The organism is Streptomyces sp. NPDC002328 (assembly GCF_042890065.1).
In the GTDB taxonomy this organism is placed as follows: Bacteria; Actinomycetota; Actinomycetes; order Streptomycetales; family Streptomycetaceae; genus Streptomyces.
Genome location: NZ_JBIARQ010000007.1, coordinates 20,707 through 37,041, shown reverse-complemented (window position 1 = coordinate 37,041; position 16,335 = coordinate 20,707). Strand labels below are relative to the sequence as shown.

15 protein-coding genes are annotated in these 16,335 nt (G+C 72.1%); all 15 read left to right on the top strand.

Going from position 1 to position 16,335, the window contains the following annotated elements; genetic code table 11:
- Nucleotides 1-3: 3 nt before the first annotated feature.
- The 15 genes from ACFYX4_RS19525 (at nt 4) to efp (ending at nt 16,333) form a co-directional block, all read left to right on the top strand.
- Nucleotides 4-1,368 (top strand): replication-associated recombination protein A, encoded by a 1,365-nt coding sequence (locus ACFYX4_RS19525; RefSeq protein ID WP_389334325.1) that lies wholly within the window; start codon nt 4-6, stop codon nt 1,366-1,368.
- Between the two features lie 300 nt (nt 1,369-1,668).
- Nucleotides 1,669-2,283, top strand: coding sequence for a 30S ribosomal protein S4 (gene rpsD, locus ACFYX4_RS19520; RefSeq protein WP_123987943.1), 615 nt, complete (start codon nt 1,669-1,671; stop codon nt 2,281-2,283).
- A 163-nt stretch (nt 2,284-2,446) separates the two neighbouring features.
- Nucleotides 2,447-2,932 carry a DUF948 domain-containing protein gene (locus ACFYX4_RS19515; RefSeq protein ID WP_389334321.1) on the top strand — a complete coding sequence of 162 codons (486 nt, stop codon included), beginning with the start codon at nt 2,447-2,449 and terminating at the stop codon, nt 2,930-2,932.
- Nucleotides 2,933-2,941: 9 nt separating this feature from the next.
- On the top strand, nt 2,942-3,304 hold the full coding sequence (locus tag ACFYX4_RS19510; protein ID WP_389334318.1) for a hypothetical protein: 363 nt from the start codon (nt 2,942-2,944) through the stop codon (nt 3,302-3,304).
- Nucleotides 3,304-5,973: an alanine--tRNA ligase gene (alaS, locus tag ACFYX4_RS19505; RefSeq protein ID WP_389334315.1), complete on the top strand. Its 2,670-nt coding sequence runs from the start codon at nt 3,304-3,306 to the stop codon at nt 5,971-5,973. The genes ACFYX4_RS19510 and alaS overlap by 1 nt, the downstream gene beginning before the upstream one ends.
- 35 nt (nt 5,974-6,008) lie before the next feature.
- Entirely contained in the window at nt 6,009-6,473 is a 465-nt protein-coding gene (gene ruvX / locus ACFYX4_RS19500; RefSeq protein WP_389335191.1) for a Holliday junction resolvase RuvX, read from the top strand.
- A gap of 121 nt (nt 6,474-6,594) precedes the next feature.
- Complete coding sequence (mltG, locus tag ACFYX4_RS19495; RefSeq protein WP_389334312.1) at nt 6,595-8,472, top strand: endolytic transglycosylase MltG; 1,878 nt, start codon at nt 6,595-6,597, stop codon at nt 8,470-8,472.
- A 4-nt stretch (nt 8,473-8,476) separates the two neighbouring features.
- Nucleotides 8,477-9,328: a shikimate dehydrogenase gene (locus ACFYX4_RS19490; protein ID WP_389334309.1), complete on the top strand. Its 852-nt coding sequence runs from the start codon at nt 8,477-8,479 to the stop codon at nt 9,326-9,328.
- A 52-nt stretch (nt 9,329-9,380) separates the two neighbouring features.
- A complete protein-coding gene (locus ACFYX4_RS19485) occupies nt 9,381-9,884 on the top strand; it encodes a hypothetical protein (RefSeq protein ID WP_389334306.1) in 504 nt (167 codons plus the stop codon).
- A gap of 172 nt (nt 9,885-10,056) precedes the next feature.
- Nucleotides 10,057-11,241, top strand: coding sequence for a chorismate synthase (aroC, locus tag ACFYX4_RS19480; RefSeq protein WP_389334303.1), 1,185 nt, complete (start codon nt 10,057-10,059; stop codon nt 11,239-11,241).
- Nucleotides 11,238-11,753: a shikimate kinase gene (locus ACFYX4_RS19475; RefSeq protein ID WP_389334300.1), complete on the top strand. Its 516-nt coding sequence runs from the start codon at nt 11,238-11,240 to the stop codon at nt 11,751-11,753. Before aroC ends, ACFYX4_RS19475 begins: the two co-directional genes overlap by 4 nt.
- Nucleotides 11,750-12,841, top strand: coding sequence for a 3-dehydroquinate synthase (aroB, locus tag ACFYX4_RS19470; RefSeq protein WP_389334297.1), 1,092 nt, complete (start codon nt 11,750-11,752; stop codon nt 12,839-12,841). Before ACFYX4_RS19475 ends, aroB begins: the two co-directional genes overlap by 4 nt.
- 584 nt (nt 12,842-13,425) lie before the next feature.
- Nucleotides 13,426-14,511, top strand: a complete 1,086-nt coding sequence (locus ACFYX4_RS19465) for an AAA family ATPase (protein WP_389334294.1) — start codon at nt 13,426-13,428, stop codon at nt 14,509-14,511.
- An 84-nt stretch (nt 14,512-14,595) separates the two neighbouring features.
- On the top strand, nt 14,596-15,708 hold the full coding sequence (locus ACFYX4_RS19460; protein WP_389334291.1) for an aminopeptidase P family protein: 1,113 nt from the start codon (nt 14,596-14,598) through the stop codon (nt 15,706-15,708).
- Between the two features lie 58 nt (nt 15,709-15,766).
- On the top strand, nt 15,767-16,333 hold the full coding sequence (efp, locus tag ACFYX4_RS19455) for an elongation factor P (protein ID WP_389334288.1): 567 nt from the start codon (nt 15,767-15,769) through the stop codon (nt 16,331-16,333).
- The last annotated feature ends 2 nt before the right edge of the window (nt 16,334-16,335 follow it).

Below are 16,335 nucleotides of genomic sequence, written 5' to 3'. Positions count from 1 at the left end.
GGTGTGGAGCCCGACCTGTTCACCGCCGCAGCCGAAGACCGCCAGGAGAAGGAGCCCGCCGGCAGCCCCCTGGCGGTCCGGATGCGCCCGCGCGCCCTCGACGAGGTCGTGGGCCAGCAGCATCTGCTGAAGCCCGGATCGCCCCTGCGCCGTCTGGTCGGCGAAGGCACGGGCAGCCCCGCCGGCCCCGCCGGGCCCTCCTCGGTGATCCTCTGGGGCCCGCCCGGCACCGGCAAGACCACCCTGGCCTACGTCGTCTCCAAGGCCACCGACAAGCGTTTCGTCGAGCTCTCCGCGATCACCGCCGGCGTCAAGGAGGTCCGCGCGGTCATCGACGGCGCGCGCCGCGCCACCGGCGGGTACGGCAAGGAGACCGTCCTCTTCCTCGACGAGATCCACCGCTTCAGCAAGGCCCAGCAGGACTCCCTCCTCCCGGCCGTCGAGAACCGCTGGGTGACGCTGATCGCCGCGACCACCGAGAACCCCTACTTCTCGGTGATCTCCCCGCTGCTGTCCCGCTCGCTGCTGCTCACCCTCGAACCCCTCACCGACGACGACGTGCGCGGGCTGCTCCGGCGGGCCCTGGCCGACGAACGCGGCCTCAAGGGCGCCGTCACCCTCCCGAAGGACACCGAGGACCACCTCCTGCGCATCGCCGGCGGCGACGCCCGCCGGGCCCTGACCGCCCTGGAGGCCGCCGCCGGGGCCGCCCTGGACAAGGGCGAGGCCGAGGTCTCGTTGGAGACGCTGGAGGAGACGGTCGACCGGGCGGCGGTGAAGTACGACCGCGCCGGCGACCAGCACTACGACGTCGCCAGCGCCCTCATCAAGTCCATCCGCGGCTCCGACGTCGACGCCGCCCTGCACTACCTGGCCCGCATGATCGAGGCCGGCGAGGACCCCCGGTTCATCGCCCGCCGGCTGATGATCTCCGCCAGCGAGGACATCGGCCTCGCCGACCCGAACGCCCTGCCGATCGCGGTCGCCGCCGCCCAGGCCGTCGCCATGATCGGCTTCCCCGAGGCCGCCCTCACCCTCAGCCACGCCACCATCGCCCTCGCCCTGGCCCCCAAGTCGAACGCCGCGACCACCGCGATCGGCGCCGCCCTGGACGACGTCCGCAAGGGCCTGGCCGGGCCGGTGCCCGCGCACCTGCGGGACGGGCACTACAAGGGCGCGGCCCAGTTGGGGCACGCCCAGGGCTATGTGTACCCGCACGACCTGTCCGAGGGGATCGCCGCGCAGCAGTACGCGCCGGACGCGATCAAGGACCGCGAGTACTACACCCCGACCCGGCACGGCTCCGAGGCCCGGTACGCGGACGCCGTGGAGTGGACCAGGAAGCACCTGGGTCGGAAGCGGTCGTGACCACCCTGTAGACTTCCCGAAGCGCTGCGTCCCGTGTCCGGCTCCGGTCGGCGCCTCAGGCGGGACATCCAGCCGGATCTGTTGATCCAGGAGCGTCGCGCACCGTCGTAGGTGTCGCGGGCAGCCCACCACCGCCCGGAGTCCCGGGACCGGTCGGTGGGCCGTTCGTGTGCTGCACGTATGTGCCCAGACCAGGGGAGCGGCTGCCTGACGAGTCCCTCGTGGCCCGTCGGGAATTCCCCGGCTGCGGATGCGACCTCCCGTAACCCTGAGGCAGCCGAAACGGAAAAGGAAAAAGAAGTGGCGAACCAGTCCCGCCCCAAGGTCAAGAAGTCGCGTGCCCTCGGCATCGCGCTGACCCCGAAGGCCGTCAAGTACTTCGAGGCCCGCCCCTACCCGCCGGGCGAGCACGGCCGCGGCCGCAAGCAGAACTCGGACTACAAGGTCCGTCTGCTCGAGAAGCAGCGTCTGCGCGCGCAGTACGACGTGTCCGAGCGCCAGCTCGTCCGCGCCTACGAGCGTGCCTCCAAGGTCCAGGGCAAGACCGGTGAGGCCCTGATCATCGAGCTGGAGCGTCGTCTCGACGCCCTGGTCCTGCGTTCGGGCATCGCCCGCACGATCTACCAGGCCCGCCAGATGGTCGTCCACGGCCACATCGAGGTCAACGGCCAGAAGGTCGACAAGCCGTCGTTCCGCGTCCGTCCCGACGACGTCGTGATGGTCCGCGAGCGCAGCCGCGAGAAGACCCTCTTCTCCATCGCCCGTGAGGGCGGCTTCGCCCCCGACGGCGAGACCCCGCGCTACCTCCAGGTGAACCTCCGCGCCCTGGCCTTCCGCCTGGACCGTGAGCCGAACCGCAAGGAGATCCCGGTGATCTGCGACGAGCAGCTCGTCGTCGAGTACTACGCCCGCTGATCCTCAGCCGGCCGTAGGACCTCCGCGCCCTGGCCCGTCGTCTCCCTGCCCCTCGGGGCGGGCGGGACGACGGGCCTTCGCGCATCCCCGAGCGGACTCCCGAGCGGCGCGTTATCCGGTACGGACCGGCGGTGTCGGCGCGATAGGCTCGGAACCCGAATCGATGTCGTCGATGTCGCCGAAGAGCGGAAGCAGGTGCACGGTGTCCGGTGGAGAGGTGGCCGGGATCCTGGTGGCCGTGTTCTGGGCGATCCTGGTCTCGTTCCTCGCCGTCGCGCTGGCGAGGCTGGCCCAGACGCTCAGGGCGACCACCAAACTCGTCGCGGACGTGACCGAACAGGCCGTCCCGCTGCTGGCGGAGGCCTCTTCGGCGGTGCGCTCCGCGCAGACCCAGATCGACCGGGTCGACGCGATCGCATCCGACGTCCAGGAGGTCACGTCGAACGCGCACGCGCTGTCCACCACGGTCGCCTCCACCTTCGGCGGCCCGCTCGTGAAGGTCGCCGCCTTCGGCTACGGCGTCCGCCGGGCCCTCGGCGGCCGCAAGGACGACGCACCCGCCAAGGAGTCCCGTCGGACCGTGATCGTGGGCCGGACCGTCCCGGCGTCGCGGCGGAGCCGGTGGAACCCCCGTGGAAGTAGGGACTGAGACCCAGCGATGTTCCGTCGTACGTTCTGGTTCTCCACCGGTGTCGCCGCCGGTGTGTGGGCCACCACCAAGGTCAACCGCAAGCTGAGGCAGCTGACCCCCGAGAGCCTCGCCGCGACCGCGGCCAACAAGGCCCTCGAGACGGGAGCGCGCCTCAAGGACCGCGCGGTGGGCTTCGCGCTCGACGTCCGCGACAACATGGCCCAGCGGGAGGCCGAACTCGAGGAGGCCCTCGGCATCCACGAGGACCCCGAACTCCCGGCCCCCCGGCGGTTCGCCGCCATCGAGAACGACCGCAGCCACCCGAAGCACGTCGAGGCTCCGACGTCTTCGCCAACGAAGCACTCGTACAACCGGAATGAGGACCACTGATGGAGTCGGCCGAGATTCGCCGCCGCTGGCTGAGCTTCTTCGAGGAGCGCGGGCACACCGTCGTCCCTTCGGCGTCGCTCATCGCGGACGACCCGACTCTGCTCCTCGTCCCGGCCGGCATGGTGCCCTTCAAGCCCTACTTCCTGGGTGAGGTCAAGCCGCCCTTCGCGCGCGCCACCAGCGTGCAGAAGTGCGTGCGCACGCCCGACATCGAAGAGGTCGGCAAGACCACCCGCCACGGCACGTTCTTCCAGATGTGCGGCAACTTCTCCTTCGGCGACTACTTCAAGGAAGGCGCCATCCAGCACGCCTGGGAGCTGCTCACCAGCCCCCAGGACAAGGGCGGTTACGGCCTCGACCCCGAGCGTCTGTGGATCACCGTCTACAAGGACGACGACGAGGCCGAGCGCATCTGGCACGAGGTCGTCGGCGTGCCGACGGAGCGCATCCAGCGCCTGGGCAAGAAGGACAACTACTGGGACATGGGCGTCCCCGGCCCCTGTGGTCCCTGCTCCGAGATCAACTACGACCGCGGCCCCGAGTTCGGAGTCGAGGGCGGCCCCGCCGTCAACGACGAGCGGTACGTGGAGATCTGGAACCTCGTCTTCATGCAGTACGAGCGGGGCGAGGGACCGGGCAAGGACTATCCGATCCTCGGCGAGCTGCCGAGCAAGAACATCGACACGGGCCTCGGCATGGAGCGCCTCGCCATGATTCTGCAGGGCGTGCAGAACATGTACGAGATCGACACCTCCATGGCCGTCATCAAGAAGGCCACCGAGCTGACCGGCGTGGCCTACGGCGACGCCCACGACTCGGACGTCTCCCTGCGCGTGGTCACCGACCACATGCGCACCTCGGTGATGCTCATCGGTGACGGCGTCACCCCCGGCAACGAGGGCCGCGGCTATGTGCTGCGCCGCATCATGCGCCGCGCCATCCGCAACATGCGCCTGCTCGGCGCCACCGGCCCGGTCGTCAAGGACCTCGTCGACACCGTGATCGCCATGATGGGGCAGCAGTACCCGGAGCTGGTCACCGACCGCGAGCGGATCGAGAAGGTCGCCGTCGCCGAGGAGAACGCCTTCCTCAAGACGCTGAAGGCCGGCACCAACATCCTCGACACGGCCGTCACCGAGACCAAGCAGGCCGGCGGCGCCGTCCTCTCCGGCGACAAGGCCTTCCTGCTCCACGACACCTGGGGCTTCCCGATCGACCTCACCCTGGAGATGGCCGCCGAACAGGGCCTCTCCGTGGACGAGGACGGCTTCCGCCGTCTGATGAAGGAGCAGCGGGAGCGCGCCAAGGCCGACGCCCAGGCCAAGAAGACCGGCCACGCCGACCTCGGCGCCTACCGCGCGATCGCCGACCGGGCCGGCGAGACCGACTTCATCGGCTACAGCGACACCGAGGGCGAGACCACCATCGTCGGCATCCTCGTCGACGGGGTGTCCTCCCCGGCCGCCACCGAGGGCGACGAGGTCGAGATCGTCCTCGACCGCACCCCGTTCTACGCCGAGGGCGGCGGCCAGATCGGCGACACCGGCCGCATCAGGGTGGACTCCGGCGCCGTCATCGAGATCCGCGACTGCCAGAAGCCGGTTCCGGGCGTGTACGTCCACAAGGGTGTCGTCCAGGTCGGCGAGGTCACCGTCGGCGCCACCGCCCACGCCTCGATCGACAACCGCCGCCGCAAGGCCATCGCCCGCGCCCACTCGGCCACCCACCTCACCCACCAGGCCCTGCGCGACGCCCTCGGCCCGACGGCCGCCCAGGCCGGTTCCGAGAACCAGCCCGGCCGCTTCCGCTTCGACTTCGGCTCGCCGTCCGCCGTCCCGACGGCCGTGATGACCGACGTCGAGCAGCGGATCAACGAGGTGCTCGCCCGCGACCTGGACGTCCAGGCCGAGGTCATGGGCATCGACGAGGCCAAGAAGCAGGGCGCCATCGCCGAGTTCGGCGAGAAGTACGGCGAGCGCGTGCGCGTGGTCACCATCGGCGACTTCTCCAAGGAGCTGTGCGGCGGCACGCACGTCCACAACACCGCCCAGCTGGGACTGGTGAAGCTGCTCGGCGAGTCGTCGATCGGCTCGGGCGTGCGCCGTATCGAGGCCCTCGTCGGCGTCGACGCCTACAACTTCCTCGCCCGGGAGCACACTGTCGTGGCCCAGCTCCAGGAGCTGATCAAGGGCCGCCCGGAGGAGCTTCCGGAGAAGGTCTCGGCCATGCTCGGCAAGCTGAAGGACGCCGAGAAGGAGATCGAGAAGTTCCGCGCGGAGAAGGTCCTCCAGGCCGCCGCCGGTCTCGCCGGGTCCGCCAAGGACGTCCGCGGCGTCGCGCTCGTGACCGGTCAGGTGCCCGACGGCACGACCGCCGACGATCTGCGCAAGCTGGTGCTGGACGTGCGCGGTCGCATCCAGGGCGGGCGGGCCGTCGTCGTGGCCCTGTTCACCGTCGCGGGCGGCAAGCCGCTCACGGTCATCGCCACCAACGAGGCCGCCCGTGAGCGCGGCCTCAAGGCCGGTGACCTCGTGCGGGCCGCCGCCAAGACCCTCGGCGGCGGCGGTGGCGGCAAGCCGGACGTCGCCCAGGGCGGTGGCCAGAACCCGTCGGCCGTCGGCGAGGCCGTCGACGCCGTGGAGCGCCTCGTGGCGGAAACGGCCAAGTGAGCGACTCCACACAGGCGAGCGGGGACGGCCGGGGCATGCGCCGCGGCCGTCGCCTCGCCATCGACGTCGGGGACGCCCGTATCGGGGTCGCCTCCTGCGACCCCGACGGGATCCTCGCCACGCCGGTCGAGACGGTTCCCGGCCGTGACGTCCCGGCGGCTCACCGGCGGCTGCGTCAACTGGTCGAGGAGTACGAGCCGATCGAGGTCGTCGTCGGTCTGCCCCGCTCCCTCAAGGGCGGCGAGGGCCCGGCCGCGGTGAAGGTCCGGGCGTTCGCGCAGGAGCTGGCCAGGGGCGTCGCACCGGTGCCGGTCCGGCTCGTCGACGAGCGGATGACCACCGTGACGGCCAGTCAGGGACTGCGCGCCGCGGGGGTGAAGAGCAAGAAGGGACGTTCGGTCGTCGACCAGGCAGCCGCTGTGATCATCCTTCAGCAGGCGCTGGAATCCGAACGGGTGTCAGGTACAGCACCGGGCGAGGGCGTCGAAGTGGTCATCTGATCGCGATACGGTAACGTTCCGCGCGATGCGGAGGTGTTCGAACAGTCTCCGCACAGGCAGAGGCGGAACGGTAGCCTGGCCCACCAGCCGCGCGACCGCCCGCCGCGGCTCTAGGGGATCGATGACTGAGTATGGCCGGGGCCCAGGCTCCGAACCGTGGCATCCGGAGGACCCGTTGTACGGGGACGGCGGATGGGAAGGGCAGCAGGCCCACGCCGGCCATCAGCCTGCCTACGGCGGCCAGCCGCAGCACTACCCGCAGCAGCCGCAGCAGCCCGGGTACGGCGGCGACTGGGGCGACGGACAGGCGCAGCAGTACGACCCGCAGCAGTACCAGCAGCAGCCCTACGACCAGCAGCACTACGCCGGTCAGGGCCAGCAGTACGCCGGTCCGGGCCACACCGGCCACCCGGGCCAGCCGGGACACACCGGCCACCCGGGGCAGCAGTACCCGGACCACGACCAGCAGCAGTTCGCCCACCAGGGCGGGCAGCAGGCGTACCACGAGGGCGGCTGGGACGGCACGGGCACGCACGCGCACATGCCCTACGCGGCCGACCCCGGGGATCCGTACGGCCAGCAGGCAACCGCTTACGGCGCCGAGCAGCCCGACCTCTACGGCACCCCGGACGCCTATCCGCCCCCGGAGCCGCCCGCGCGCAGGCGCGCCGAGCCCGAGCCGGAGGAGCAGCGGCCCGAGTGGGCCGCGGACCCGGAGCAGGAGGAGCACCCCTTCTTCGCGGGCGACGGCGCGGATCCGGCGGAGCGGGGCGGCGAGCCCGGCAGAGGCGGCCGGGCCGCCCAGGACGAGCCGGGCGACGACGCCTACGAGGACGACGACGAGGCGGAGGGCCGGGGCGGTCGCGGGCGGGGGCGCGGCGGCAAGGAGCCCAGGGGCAAGGACGCCAAAGGCAAGAAGCGCCGCAACGGGTTCGCCTGCCTGGTGGTCGTGCTCGTGTTCGGCGGCGGCATCGGCGGCGTCGGCTATTTCGGTTACCAGTTCTACCAGAATCGTTACGGCACGGCTCCGGACTACGCGGGCGGCGGCACCGGCCAGACCGTGAGCGTCGAGATCCCCAAGGGCGCGGGCGGCGCGGACATCGGCCGCCGGCTGAAGGAGGCGGGCGTCGTCAAGAGCGTGGACGCGTTCGTCTCCGCGATGACGCAGAATCCCGAGGGCGGCAGTATTCAGGCGGGCGCGTACATCCTGAAGAAGGAGATGTCCGCGAGGAGCGCCGTCGCCATGATGCTCGATCCCAAGAGCCAGGCGAATATGATCGTCGCGCCCGGTCAGCGCAATATCCAGGTCTACAAGGCCATCGACGAGAAACTCGGTCTCGCCGCCGGCACGACCAGGAAGGTCGCCGAGAAGGAGTACGAGAGTCTCGGACTGCCCGATTGGGCGAACAGCGACCCCGACATCATGGACCCGCTGGAGGGCTTCCTCTACCCGGGCACCTACGCCGCGGCGAAGGGCATGAAACCGGCGGTCGTGCTCAAGGAGATGATCGAGCGGGCCGAAGGGGCGTACGGCAAGATCGACCTCAAGGGCAAGGCCGCCGCGCTCGACCTGGAGAACCCGTTGCAGGTCATCACGGTCGCCAGCCTCGTCCAGGCCGAGGGCAAGACCGACGACGACTTCCGCAAGATGGCGGAGGTCATCTACAACCGGCTGAAGCCGACGAACACCGAGACCAACCAGAAGCTCCAGTTCGACTCGACCTTCAACTACCTGAAGAACGAGAGCAACATCCACATCAGCGAGTCCGAGATCAACAGCAATCAGGACCCGTACAACACGTATACGCAGCGGGGTCTGCCGCCCGGACCGATCGGGAATCCCGGGGCCGACGCACTCGCGGCGACGCTGAATCCGACGAGCGACGGCTGGATCTACTTCGTGGCGACCGACGGCGCCAACAAGACGGAATTCGCCAAGACGTACGCCGAGTTCGAGCGGCTCAAGGACAAGTTCAACGAGAGCGCCAAGAAGAACTGAGGCCATGAGCGACACAGCCGGGACGCACGACGTCCGCCGACACCGGGCCGCGGTGCTGGGCAGCCCCATCGCCCACTCCCTGTCCCCCGTGCTGCACCGCGCCGCCTACCGGGCGCTGGAGCTCACGGACTGGACGTACGAGCGCTTCGACGTCGACGAGGCGGCGCTGCCCGCCTTCGTCGACGGGCTCGGCGCGGAGTGGGCGGGGCTGTCGCTGACCATGCCGCTCAAGCGGGCGGTCATCCCGCTGCTCGACGAGGTCAGCGAGACCGCGGCCTCCGTCGAGGCGGTCAATACCCTGGTGTTCACCGAGGACGGCCGCCGCCTCGGCGACAACACGGACATCCCCGGCATGGTCGCCGCCCTGCGCGAGCACGGCGTCGAGCAGGTGGACTCCGCCGCGATCCTCGGCGCCGGCGCCACCGCCTCCTCCGCGCTGGCCGCGCTGTCCCGGGTCTGCGCCGGCGAGGTCGTCGCCTATGTGCGCAGCGAGTCCCGCGCCGCCGAGATGCGCGAGTGGGGGGAACGTCTCGACGTGGCAGTCCGGGTCGCGGACTGGGCGGACGCGGCCGAGGCGCTGCGCTTCCCGCTCGTCGTCGCGACCACCCCGGCGGGGGCCACGGACGCCCTCGCCGCCTCGGTGCCGGAGCGGCCCGCCACCCTCTTCGACGTGCTCTACGAGCCGTGGCCGACCGAACTGGCCGCCCGCTGGTCGATGTTCGGCGGCGCGGTCGTCAGCGGGCTGGACCTTCTCGTGCACCAGGCGGTGCTTCAGGTGGAGCAGATGACCGGCCGGGTGCCGGCTCCGCTGGACGCGATGCGAAAAGCGGGGGAGCACGCGCTCGCGGCCCGCTAGTATCCGCTGAGTTCCGCAGGGGGCGGAGCGCGGTCCAGGGGGAGTCAGGTACATGTCCAACGTGTCCGACGGGGTGCCGGTGGCGTCCGGCAAGAGCGAGATCTTCGAGTTCTTCCTCCGGTTCATGCCCGAGTGGGTGCAGATCACGGTCATCGCACTGGTCGTGCTCGCCGTGGTCGCCTCGTGGATCCTCAAGCTGAAGCGCAAGATCGCCTACCGGCGCGCGGTGCGGTCCGGCGTTGCCGTGCACGCGGCCGCGCAGCACGGCCAGGGCTGGGGCGCGGACTACCTGGGCGCGTACGCCCCGCAGAACCAGGGGGCCCCGGCCTCGCAGGGCGCGGCTCCGCAGGCCTCGGCTCCGCAGGGCGCGGCGGCCGGTCAGCCCAGTGGCGCGGACTTCCTCGGTCCGTACGCCCCGCAGAACCGGCAGGCCCCGGCCTCGCAGGGCGCGGCTCCGCAGGCCTCGGCTCCTCAGGGCGCGGCGGCCGGTCAGCCCAGCGGCGCCGACTTCCTCGGCGCGTACGCCCCGCAGCAGGGGCGCGACGGCTCGCGGTGAGCCCGTGCCCGGCCGTCCGCCGTCCGTCTGCTGGACCGGCGGCCGGGGCCGGGCCCCGGACGTGGGAGGATCGTAGGTGGCGGACCTGGGTCGCGCACCCGGTCCCGCCGTTGCCGTACGCGAGGACCCGCGTACGCAGGGCAGTACCAGGCGCGAGCACTGAGGAGCACCGTTGAGCAGGTTGCGCTGGCTGACCGCGGGGGAGTCCCACGGTCCCGCACTCGTGGCGACGCTGGAGGGCCTTCCCGCCGGCGTGCCGATCAGCACGGAGATGGTCGCCGACCATCTGGCGAGGCGCCGGCTCGGCTATGGGCGCGGTGCGCGGATGAAGTTCGAGCAGGACGAGATCACCTTCCTCGGCGGAGTCCGGCACGGGCTCACCCTGGGCTCCCCGGTCGCGATCATGGTGGGCAACACCGAGTGGCCCAAGTGGGAACAGGTCATGTCGGCCGACCCGGTCGACCCCGACGTGCTCGCCGGGCTCGCCCGCAACGCGCCGCTGACCCGCCCGCGCCCCGGCCACGCCGACCTGGCCGGCATGCAGAAGTACGGCTTCGACGAGGCCCGCCCGATCCTGGAGCGCGCCTCCGCGCGCGAGACCGCCGCCCGCGTCGCGCTCGGCGCCGTCGCCCGGTCGTACCTCAAGGAGACGGCCGGCATCGAGATCGTCTCCCACGTCGTGGAACTGGCCGCCGCCAAGGCGCCCTACGGCGTGTACCCGACCCCCGCCGACGTCGAGAGGCTGGACGCCGACCCGGTGCGCTGCCTCGACGCCGACGCGTCGAAGGCGATGGTCGCCGAGATCGACCAGGCCCACAAGGACGGCGACACCCTCGGCGGCGTCGTCGAGGTGCTGGCCTACGACGTGCCCGTGGGCCTCGGCTCGCACGTGCACTGGGACCGCCGGCTGGACGCCCGGCTCGCCGCCGCGCTCATGGGCATCCAGGCGATCAAGGGCGTCGAGGTCGGCGACGGCTTCGACCTCGCGCGCGTGCCCGGTTCGAAGGCGCACGACGAGATCGTCACCACCGACGACGGCATCCGGCGCGCCACCGGCCGCTCCGGCGGCACCGAGGGCGGCCTGACCACCGGCGAGCTGCTGCGGGTGCGGGCCGCCATGAAGCCCATCGCCACCGTGCCGCGCGCCCTGCGGACCGTCGACGTCTCCACAGGCGAGGCCACGCAGGCCCACCACCAGCGCTCCGACGTGTGCGCGGTGCCGGCCGCCGGCATCGTCGCCGAGGCCATGGTCGCGCTGGTCCTCGCGGACGCCGTCGCGGAGAAGTTCGGCGGCGACAGCGTGACCGAGACCCACCGCAACGTGCGCTCGTACCTCGACAACCTGCACATCCGATGAGCGGGCCGCTGGTCGTCCTGGTCGGACCGATGGGCGTCGGCAAGTCCACCGTCGGACAGCTGCTGGCCGAGCGGCTCGGGGTCGCCTACCGGGACACCGACGCCGACATCGTCGCCGAACAGGGCCGCGCCATCGCCGACATCTTCGTCGAGGAGGGCGAACCCGCCTTCCGCGCCGTGGAGAAGCGGGCCGTGCACCGCGCCCTCGCCGAGCACGACGGCGTCCTGGCGCTCGGCGGCGGCTCGATCCTCGACGCGGACACGCGCGGCCTGCTGGCCGGGCAGCGCGTGCTGTACCTGTCGATGGACGTCGAGGAAGCCGTCAAGCGCACCGGCCTCAACGCGGCCCGGCCGCTGCTCGCCGTCAACCCGCGCAAGCAGTGGCGCGAGCTGATGGAGGCACGCCGGCACCTCTACGAGGAGGTCGCGACGGCCGTCGTGCCGACGGACGACCGCACCCCCGAAGAGGTCACCCGGGCCGCCCTGGACGCACTGGAGTTGAAGGAAGCATGAGTGAGGCAGTGACGCGGATCGCGGTCGGCGGCAGCGCGGGCTCCGAGCCGTACGAGGTGCTGGTCGGCCGTCAACTGCTCGGGGAACTCGCCGGGCTGATCGGCGAGAAGGCCAAGCGGGTCGCCGTCATCCACCCCGAGGCCCTCGCCGAGACCGGCGACGCGCTCCGCGCCGACCTGGCCGAGCAGGGCTACGAGGCCGTCGCCATCCAGGTGCCCAACGCGGAGGAGGCCAAGACCGCCGAGGTCGCCGCCTACTGCTGGAAGGCGCTCGGCCAGTCCGGGTTCACCCGCACCGACGTCGTCGTGGGCGTCGGCGGCGGCGCGACCACGGACCTCGCCGGGTTCGTCGCCGCGACCTGGCTGCGCGGGGTGCGCTGGATCGCCGTCCCGACCACCGTGCTCGCCATGGTCGACGCGGCCGTCGGCGGCAAGACCGGCATCAACACCGCCGAGGGCAAGAACCTCGTCGGGGCCTTCCACCCGCCGGCCGGCGTCCTGTGCGACCTGGCCGCGCTGGAGTCCCTCCCGGTCAACGACTATGTCTCCGGGCTCGCCGAGGTCATCAAGGCCGGCTTCATCGCCGACCCGGTGATCCTCGACCTCGTCGAGGGCGACCCCGAGGCCGCCCGCACCCCGGCCGGCCCGCACACCGCGGAGCTGATCGAACGCTCCATCAGGGTCAAGGCGGACGTCGTCTCCTCCGACCTGAAGGAGTCCGGCCTGCGGGAGATCCTCAACTACGGGCACACGCTCGGCCACGCCATCGAGAAGAACGAGCGCTACCAGTGGCGGCACGGCGCGGCCGTCGCCGTCGGCATGCACTTCGCCGCCGAACTGGGCCGTCTCGCGGGCCGGTTGGACGACGCCACGGCGGACCGGCACCGTACGGTGCTGGAGTCGGTGGGCCTGCCGCTGCACTACCGGTACGACCAGTGGCCGAAGCTGCTGGAGGCGATGAGGGTCGACAAGAAGTCGCGCGGCGACCTCCTGCGGTTCATCGTCCTCGACGGCCTCGCCAAGCCCACCGTCCTGGAGGGGCCCGACCCGGCGGTCCTGCTCGCCGCCTACGGCGAAGTGGGCGAGTAGTCCGCGGGATCCCGTTCCGCCCGATTCGCTTGCCCCGCCGGGCACTTCGGACCGCCCCCGGCCGTTCACCAAACGACGGCCAGGGGCGGTACCGTTCGGTAGCGAAGCGGGGGTTCCGCGCCCCCTACGCCAGCGCCCATTGCCTGTACGAGACGGAGTGGCACCGGATGCAGCACGCAGTGGGTTCTCCGCTGCCGCCGCCCCACCAGCCGGGGCACGGACCGGCCCCCGACCGGCCCCCGGCCGCGCACCCCCCGGTTCTGCCGCCGACCCCACCGGCCGGGCAGCCCCAGCCGGGCGCCGCAGCGGTCGCACCGCACGCGACGCAGGGCGGCGCGGGCGCGCCGGGCGTCCCCGGACTCCAGCCGGCCGCCGGTGCGCCCGTGCCCGCGCCTCAGTCGGCGGGCGCGATGCCTGCGCCGGGTGGCATCGGTGTCGCGGCCCCGATCCGGTCGGCTGCGCAGTACCCCGGCGCACATCAGCCAGGCGCTCCCGTTCCCCCACCGCACCCGGCGGCGCCGGGCTACACCGGGGGACCGCCACCCGGGCCGATCCCGCCCACGCAACAGCCACCGATGCCGCCGATGCCACAGGCGTCGGTGCCGCAGGCTCAGCAGCCGCCTGTCCCGCAGTCCCCGGTGCCCCCGGCTCAGCAGCCGCCGGTTTCCCATCCGTCGGTGCCGTCGGCTGCCCAGCCGCCTGTCCCGCAGTCCCCGGTGCCGCCGGTTCCGCAGTCCTCGGTGCCTCCGGCTCAGCAGCCGCCTGTTCCGCGGCCCTCGGTGCCGCAGGCTCCCCAGCCTGCCGTGCCGCAGTCGCCGGTGCCGTCGGCCCCCCAGCCGCCGCTGCACTCCACGCCCCAGCCCCCCGTGCCTCCGCCGGTCCCGCAGTCGCCGGTGCCGTCGGCCCCCCAGCCTCCGCTGCACTCCACACCCCAGCCCCCCGTGCCTCCGCCGGTCCCGCAGTCCCCGGTGCCGCCCGCCCCCCAGCCCCCCGTCCCCCCGCACGCCCCCGGTTCGCATGGCTCCGAGGTCACCGGGCATCTTCCGTTGCCGCCCGGTGGGCCCGTGCCCATGCCCAGCGTGCCGCCGGCCGCGGTCGCCCCAGATCCGGCGGCGACCACGCTCGCGGTGCTGCTCATCGGGCCCGCGGGGGCCGGGAAGACCAGCGTCGCCAAGTTCTGGGCGGATCACCGGCGGGTGCCCACCGCTCACATCAGCCTCGACGACGTCCGCGAGTGGGTCCGCTCGGGCTTCGCCGACCCCCAGTCGGGCTGGAACGACCACTCCGAGGCCCAGTACCGCCTGGCCCGCCGCACCTGCGGCTTCGCCGCGCGCAACTTCCTCGCCAACGGCATCTCGTGCATCCTCGACGACGCGATCTTCCCCGACCGCCCCGCCGTCGGCCTCGGCGGCTGGAAGCGCCACGTCGGCCCCGGGCTCCTGCCGGTCGTCCTCCTCCCCGGCCTGGAAGTGGTCCTGGAGCGCAACGCCGAACGCTCCGGCAACCGCCGCCTCACCGACGAGGAAGTCGCCCGCATCCACGGCCGCATGGCCGGCTGGTACGGATCCGGCCTCCCGATCATCGACAACTCCCAGCTCGACGTGCCGACCACGGCGCGAGTCCTGGACGACGTACTGGCGAGGGCGATCGCGAGCCCGCCGAAGTGGTAGCGGGCTGAGGGCCGGGCCGGGGGCGCGACCCCGCTCGGCGCAGCCCAACCGGCGGGATCCGGCCACCGCTCCTACGCTCGACACATGTCAGAGGTGTACGCGACCCGCCGCACACGGCTGAAAGAACGCTGCCACGCGTCCGGCAACGCGGCAGCGCTCATCTCCCGGCCCGCCAACGTCAGATACCTCGCCGGCGCGGCCCCGCAGGGCGCCGTCCTGCTGCTGGGCAGGGACGAGGACCTCCTCGTCTGCACGGGCCCGCCCGACGACCGCCCCGCCGAGGGCCGCCCGGACGAGAGCCTGAAGGCTCACACCCTCCCCGGCGCGTGGGGCGACCCCGTCGTGGCCGCCGCCGGCCTCCTCGTGGCCATGGGCGCCGGCGCCGACTCCCTCGCCGTCGAGGAACACGACCTCACGGTGACCCGTCACCGGGCCCTGCGCTCGGTCGCCCCGCGCGTGCGCCTCGCGGACCTCGGCGGCGCGGTCGAGCAGCTGAGGGTGGTGAAGGACGAGGAGGAGATCTCCTGCCTGCGCATCGGCGCCGAGATCGCCGACCAGGCCCTGGGCGAGCTGCTGGAGTCCATCCTCGTCGGCCGCACCGAACGCCATCTCGCCCTCGAACTGGAGCGCCGCCTCGTCGACCACGGCGCCGACGGGCCCGCCTTCCCCACCTCCGTGGGCACCGGCCCGAACTCCGGCCGGCGCGGGCACCGGCCCACCGACCGGCGGGTGGAGGAGGGCGACTTCCTCTCCGTCTGCCTCGGGGCCGCCTACCGCGGCTACCGCTGCGAGATCGGCCGCACCTTCGTCATCGGCACCTCGCCGGCGGACTGGCAGATCGAGCTGTACGACCTGGTCTTCGCCGCTCAGCGGGCCGGCCGCGAGAGCCTCGCGCCGGGCGCCGCCTACCGGGACGTGGACCGCGCGGCCCGCCAGGTCCTGGACTCCGCGGGGTACTCGGAACGGCTTCCGGCGCTCACCGGGCACGGGGTCGGGCTCGAAATCGACGAGGACCCGCAGTTGGCTCCCGCGGCCATGGGTAAACTGGACGCTTGTGTGCCGGTCACCGTCGAACCGGGGGTCCACCTCCCGGGCCGGGGCGGTGTCCGGATCGATGACACGCTCGTCGTGCGCCCCGAGGCGGACGGCGGACCCGAGCTACTCACCATCACGACCAAGGAGCTGCTCGCGCTCTAGCCTCGAGCTGTGCGCCCGCCCCGGGGTCGTCCACGTCAGTCCAGGAGATTCCGCAACCGTGGCTTCCACGAACGACCTCAAGAACGGCCTGGTGCTCAAGCTCGAAGGCGGCCAGCTCTGGTCCGTCGTCGAGTTCCAGCACGTCAAGCCCGGCAAGGGCCCCGCCTTCGTGCGCACCAAGCTCAAGAACGTGCTGTCCGGCAAGGTCGTCGACAAGACCTTCAACGCCGGCGTCAAGGTCGAGACGGCCACTGTCGACAAGCGCGACATGCAGTTCTCGTACATGGACGGCGACTACTTCGTCTTCATGGACATGGAGACCTACGACCAGCTGATGGTCGACCGCAAGGCCGTCGGCGACGCCGCCCACTTCCTGATCGAGGGCTTCACGGCCACCGTCGCGCAGCACGAGGGCGAGGTGCTCTTCGTCGAGCTGCCGGCCGCCGTCGAGCTCGTCGTGCAGGAGACCGAGCCGGGCCTCCAGGGCGACCGCTCCACCGGCGGCACCAAGCCCGCCACCCTGGAGACCGGTCACCAGATCCAGGTCCCGCTCTTCATCACCACCGGTGAGAAGATCAAGGTCGACACCCGCACGAGCGACTACCTCGGCCGGGTGAACAGCTAACC

Bases quoted from the DNA above. Each gene is read 5' to 3' on its own strand.
- ACFYX4_RS19515 (WP_389334321.1), top strand. From the start codon at position 2,447: ATGTCGTCGATGTCGCCGAAGAGCGGAAGCAGGTGCACGGTGTCCGGT.
- ACFYX4_RS19510 (WP_389334318.1), top strand. From the start codon at position 2,942: ATGTTCCGTCGTACGTTCTGGTTCTCCACCGGTGTCGCCGCCGGTGTG.
- alaS (WP_389334315.1), top strand. From the start codon at position 3,304: ATGGAGTCGGCCGAGATTCGCCGCCGCTGGCTGAGCTTCTTCGAGGAG.
- ruvX (WP_389335191.1), top strand. From the start codon at position 6,009: ATGCGCCGCGGCCGTCGCCTCGCCATCGACGTCGGGGACGCCCGTATC.
- mltG (WP_389334312.1), top strand. From the start codon at position 6,595: ATGACTGAGTATGGCCGGGGCCCAGGCTCCGAACCGTGGCATCCGGAG.
- ACFYX4_RS19490 (WP_389334309.1), top strand. From the start codon at position 8,477: ATGAGCGACACAGCCGGGACGCACGACGTCCGCCGACACCGGGCCGCG.
- ACFYX4_RS19485 (WP_389334306.1), top strand. From the start codon at position 9,381: ATGTCCAACGTGTCCGACGGGGTGCCGGTGGCGTCCGGCAAGAGCGAG.
- ACFYX4_RS19475 (WP_389334300.1), top strand. From the start codon at position 11,238: ATGAGCGGGCCGCTGGTCGTCCTGGTCGGACCGATGGGCGTCGGCAAG.
- aroB (WP_389334297.1), top strand. From the start codon at position 11,750: ATGAGTGAGGCAGTGACGCGGATCGCGGTCGGCGGCAGCGCGGGCTCC.
- ACFYX4_RS19465 (WP_389334294.1), top strand. From the start codon at position 13,426: ATGCCACAGGCGTCGGTGCCGCAGGCTCAGCAGCCGCCTGTCCCGCAG.
- ACFYX4_RS19460 (WP_389334291.1), top strand. From the start codon at position 14,596: ATGTCAGAGGTGTACGCGACCCGCCGCACACGGCTGAAAGAACGCTGC.